This window comes from Streptomyces sp. CO7 (genome assembly GCF_053474865.1).
Map to the genome: position 1 here is coordinate 177,480 of NZ_JBRIOU010000004.1, position 4,102 is coordinate 181,581.

The following is a 4,102-nucleotide window of genomic DNA, read 5'->3' on the forward strand; positions in this document are numbered from 1 at the left end:
TCCACGGTGATCACGGCGAGCGGCCGGGTGTGCCCGAGCCGCAGCAGCCCCGCCACCGTGATGCTGCCGTCGTGGCCGCCGACGGGCTGCCGCGAGGAGCAGCCCGTGTAGTAGGCGACGGGCACGAACTGGTCCCCGGCGATCACGCACGGCGGCCGCACCCCGAGCCGGCGCAGTTCCGCGGCGACGGCGGTCAGCTCACGGTGCTGCGCCCGGCTGCGCTCGGTCACCTCGGCGGCCACCGCCAGCTGGACGGCGAGGTGACCGGCGAGGACCACCGCGAGCCCTCCGCCGAGCGCGACGCGGCGGCGGCCGCGGGTCCGGCCCACGGCCCGCGCCGCGGCCACCAGCGCCTCGGCGACCGGGACGGCCAGCAGGGCGTAGGAGGGCAGCAGGAAGCGCGGTGCCGCGTAGTCGATGGTGAACAGGTACGTGACGGCGAGGGACGAGGCGACGACGGCGGCGAGGAGAGACGCCGCCTGCCGTCCGGCCCGCCGGGCGACGAGCACCCCGGCGACGGTGACCGGGGGCAGCAGGAACCACCAGGCGGCGGTCCACCGGTGGTTCCAGGGACCGACGCAAGGGCGGCACAGGGTCCGTCCGACCAGGGAGCGGACCTGGTCGTCCACCGCGAAGCGCAGGCCCATGCCGCCCTGGATCTCGCCCGCGCGGGCGAGCCGGGCCATCAGGCCGCCGTAGGACGCGTACGCCTCCATCACCCACGGCAGGGCGCCCAGGGCCAGACCGCCGGCCAGCAGGAAGGACAGGGTCCACCGGTGGCGCCAGGCGGGGACGAGGAGCGCGGCGGCGCACAGCGGCAGGGCGAGCCAGAAGCCGTCGGCGGGGCGCATCAGGGCCACGAAGGCGACGGCCGCGGCCGCGCACCAGGGGGCCCGGCGGTCCGCGGCCCCGCCGGGGCGGCGGCGCACCCCGCGCAGGAACCAGCCGGTGGCCGCGAGGGCGCCGAGGGCGCACCAGAGGTTGGGCATGGCGCGCGGGCCGTAGAAGAGCGAGATCCACAGACCCGCGAAGAACAGCCCGGCGACGCCGAGCACCGGGGGCGGGAGCAGGGTGCGCCAGACCCGCAGGGCGAGCAGGAGTCCGAGTCCGGCGAGCAGGGCCAGGTAGACGCGCAGCGCCGCCGGGGAGGCGGCGGAGTCGGTGAGGGCGGCGACCGGGGCGCTCAGCCAGCTGACCCCGCGCGCGCGGGGGGCGGAGAAGAAGGCGGCGGGGGTGTCGCCCTCGACCTGGGTGACGTAGACGATCTCGTCCCAGCCGAGGCCGGTGCCGGGCACCAGGACGAGCTGGGCCGCGGTGAAGACGGCGGCGGCAGCCGCCGGCCACAGGAGTGCGGGGCGCGCGTCCACGAGGTGAGGCATGGGGCCACCTTGCGGGCGGACGGTCGCGCCGCCGGTACGGCGCGGGGGCGGCGTCCCGCAGGAGGGGGACAGGCTGTAGCCCGTGTGCCCCCGGGAGGGTCGGCCACGCGTGTCCCCCGCCCCGTCCGGGGCGGGGGACTTCCGCGGCCCACCGGCGTCACGCGTTCTTGATCGCGGAGATGTCGAAGCGGAGCTTGATCTTGTCCGAGACCAGCACGCCGCCGGTCTCCAGCGCGGCGTTCCAGGAGACGCCCCAGTCGGAGCGCAGGATCTCGCCGCGGCCCTCGAAACCGACGCGCTCGTTGCCGAACGGGTCCTTGGCCGCGCCCTGGAACTCCAGGTCGATCGTGACCTCCTTGGTGACGCCCAGGAGGCTGAGGTCACCGGTGACCCGGTAGTCGTCGCCGCCGGCGGCCTCGACCGCGGTGGAGCGGAAGGTCATGGTCGGGAACTCGTCGATCTTGAAGAAGTCCGCGCTCCTGAGGTGGCCGTCGCGGTCCGCGGAACCGGTGTCGATGCTGTTCACGACGATGTCCAGCGAGGCGGTGGACTTCGAGGGGTCGGAGCCGTCCAGGTGCAGGGTGCCGGTGAACTCCCGGAACTGGCCCTTGACGTTGGTGACCATGGCGTGGCGGGCGACGAAGCCCAGCGTGGTGTGCGACGGGTCGACGGTGTAGTCGCCGGTCAGTGCGGCGAGGTCCGGGCTGACCGGGGCGGCGGCGGTGTCGTTGCTGCGGTTGAAGAGACCCATGACGTGCTCCTTGGGAACGTGTGCGGACGGAACGGAACAGGACCGCTGTCGGTTGAAGATTCAACAACTCCCGACGACCACGAAGGTAGCGCGGTTCTGTTTAAGATTCAACCGTCCCGGTCGAGGTTCTGTTCCTGGAGACCTCCAAGCCGCTCTCGCAGGCGCGTACTGGAGACTTCCTGAAGGGGTCACCCGCTCGGCCCTGCCCGCACGACCGCGCCGCGCCTCACCCGGACGGCGCAGTCTCTTTGTGGCACCTCCACAACGGCACGGGCGGTTCGGCAGGAGGAATGCCTGCACCGGTGGGGTCTTCTGTCCGGTAGCGCCAGGAAATCGCGCCGGACACTGTACGGAGTCGACGGTCCGGTCCGTCCGTCCCCCTTCGTATGGTCGCTACATGACCGTTGTGGAAGAGGCACTTGACGAGCCCACGGAGGACCTGACCGAGCCGGCCGACGCCCGGGGGCGCGTGGCGGAACTGCACGAGATCCGGGCGCGCGCACTGGCCGGACCGAGCGACAAGGCCACCGAGGCTCAGCACGCCAAGGGCAAGCTGACCGCACGGGAGCGCATCGAGCTGCTGCTGGACCCGGGGTCCTTCCAGGAGGTCGAGCAGCTGCGCCGGCACCGGGCCACCGGGTTCGGCCTGGAGCACAAGAAGCCCTACACGGACGGCGTGATCACCGGCTGGGGCACGGTCGAGGGCCGCACGGTCTTCGTGTACGCCCACGACTTCCGCATCTTCGGCGGCGCGCTGGGCGAGGCCCACGCCACCAAGATCCACAAGATCATGGACATGGCCATCGCGGCCGGCGCGCCCCTGGTGTCGCTCAACGACGGCGCCGGCGCCCGCATTCAGGAGGGCGTCTCCGCCCTGGCCGGCTACGGCGGCATCTTCCAGCGCAACACCAAGGCCTCCGGCGTCATCCCGCAGATCAGCGTGATGCTGGGCCCGTGCGCGGGCGGCGCGGCCTACAGCCCCGCCCTCACCGATTTCGTCTTCATGGTCCGCGAGACCTCGCAGATGTTCATCACCGGTCCGGACGTGGTCAAGGCCGTGACCGGCGAGGAGATCACCCAGAACGGCCTCGGCGGCGCGGACGTGCACGCGGAGACCTCGGGTGTCTGCCACTTCGCGTACGACGACGAGGAGACCTGCATCGCCGAGGTGCGGTACCTGCTGTCGATGCTCCCGCAGAACAACCGGGAGAACCCGCCGCGGCTGCCCTCCGGCGACGCGGTCGGACGGCGCTCGGACGTGCTCCTCGACCTGGTCCCCGCCGACGGCAACCGCCCGTACGACATGACCAAGGTCATCGAGGAGATCGTCGACGACGGCGACTACCTCGAGGTGCACGAGCGCTGGGCGCGGAACATCGTCTGCGCGCTCGGCCGGCTCGACGGCCAGGTCGTCGGCATCGTCGCCAACCAGCCGCAGGTGCTGGCGGGCGTGCTGGACATCGAGGCCAGCGAGAAGGCCGCGCGGTTCGTCCAGATGTGCGACGCCTTCAACATCCCGATCCTGACCTTCCTGGACGTGCCCGGCTTCCTGCCGGGCGTCGACCAGGAGCACGGCGGCATCATCCGCCACGGCGCCAAGCTGCTGTACGCGTACTGCAACGCCACGGTGCCGCGGATCTCGCTGATCCTGCGCAAGGCGTACGGCGGCGCGTACATCGTCATGGACTCGCAGTCCATCGGCGCGGACCTCACGTACGCCTGGCCGACCAACGAGATCGCCGTGATGGGCGCCGAGGGCGCGGCCAACGTGATCTTCCGCCGGCAGATCGCGGGCGCCGAGGACCCGGAGGCCATGCGGACCCGCATGGTCAAGGAGTACAAGTCCGAGCTGATGCACCCGTACTACGCCGCGGAACGGGGACTCGTCGACGATGTGATCGACCCCGCCGAGACCCGCGAGGTGCTGGTGCGGTCGCTGGAGATGCTGCGGAGCAAGCACGCGGACCTGCCG

General features: G+C 72.2%; 3 protein-coding genes. 1 reads left to right on the forward strand and 2 read right to left on the reverse strand.

Annotated features, from left to right (window positions below; translation table 11 throughout):
* On the reverse strand, nt 1-1,379 hold a 1,379-nt coding region (locus ACOV8S_RS13540; protein ID WP_448318072.1), incomplete at its 3' end, for a hypothetical protein.
* Nucleotides 1,380-1,536: 157 nt separating this feature from the next.
* Nucleotides 1,537-2,130 (reverse strand): YceI family protein, encoded by a 594-nt coding sequence (locus ACOV8S_RS13545; RefSeq protein ID WP_448318073.1) that lies wholly within the window; start codon nt 2,128-2,130, stop codon nt 1,537-1,539.
* 469 nt (nt 2,131-2,599) lie between these two features.
* On the opposite strand from ACOV8S_RS13545, the gene ACOV8S_RS13550 reads away from it, so the two are divergent.
* Nucleotides 2,600-4,102: acyl-CoA carboxylase subunit beta (locus ACOV8S_RS13550; protein WP_448318850.1), on the forward strand; the 1,503-nt coding region annotated here is incomplete at its 3' end.

What these genes read in the sequence shown, in the direction of transcription:
- ACOV8S_RS13545 (WP_448318073.1), bottom strand. Translation starts at nt 2,130, where the DNA reads ATGGGTCTCTTCAACCGCAGCAACGACACCGCCGCCGCCCCGGTCAGC.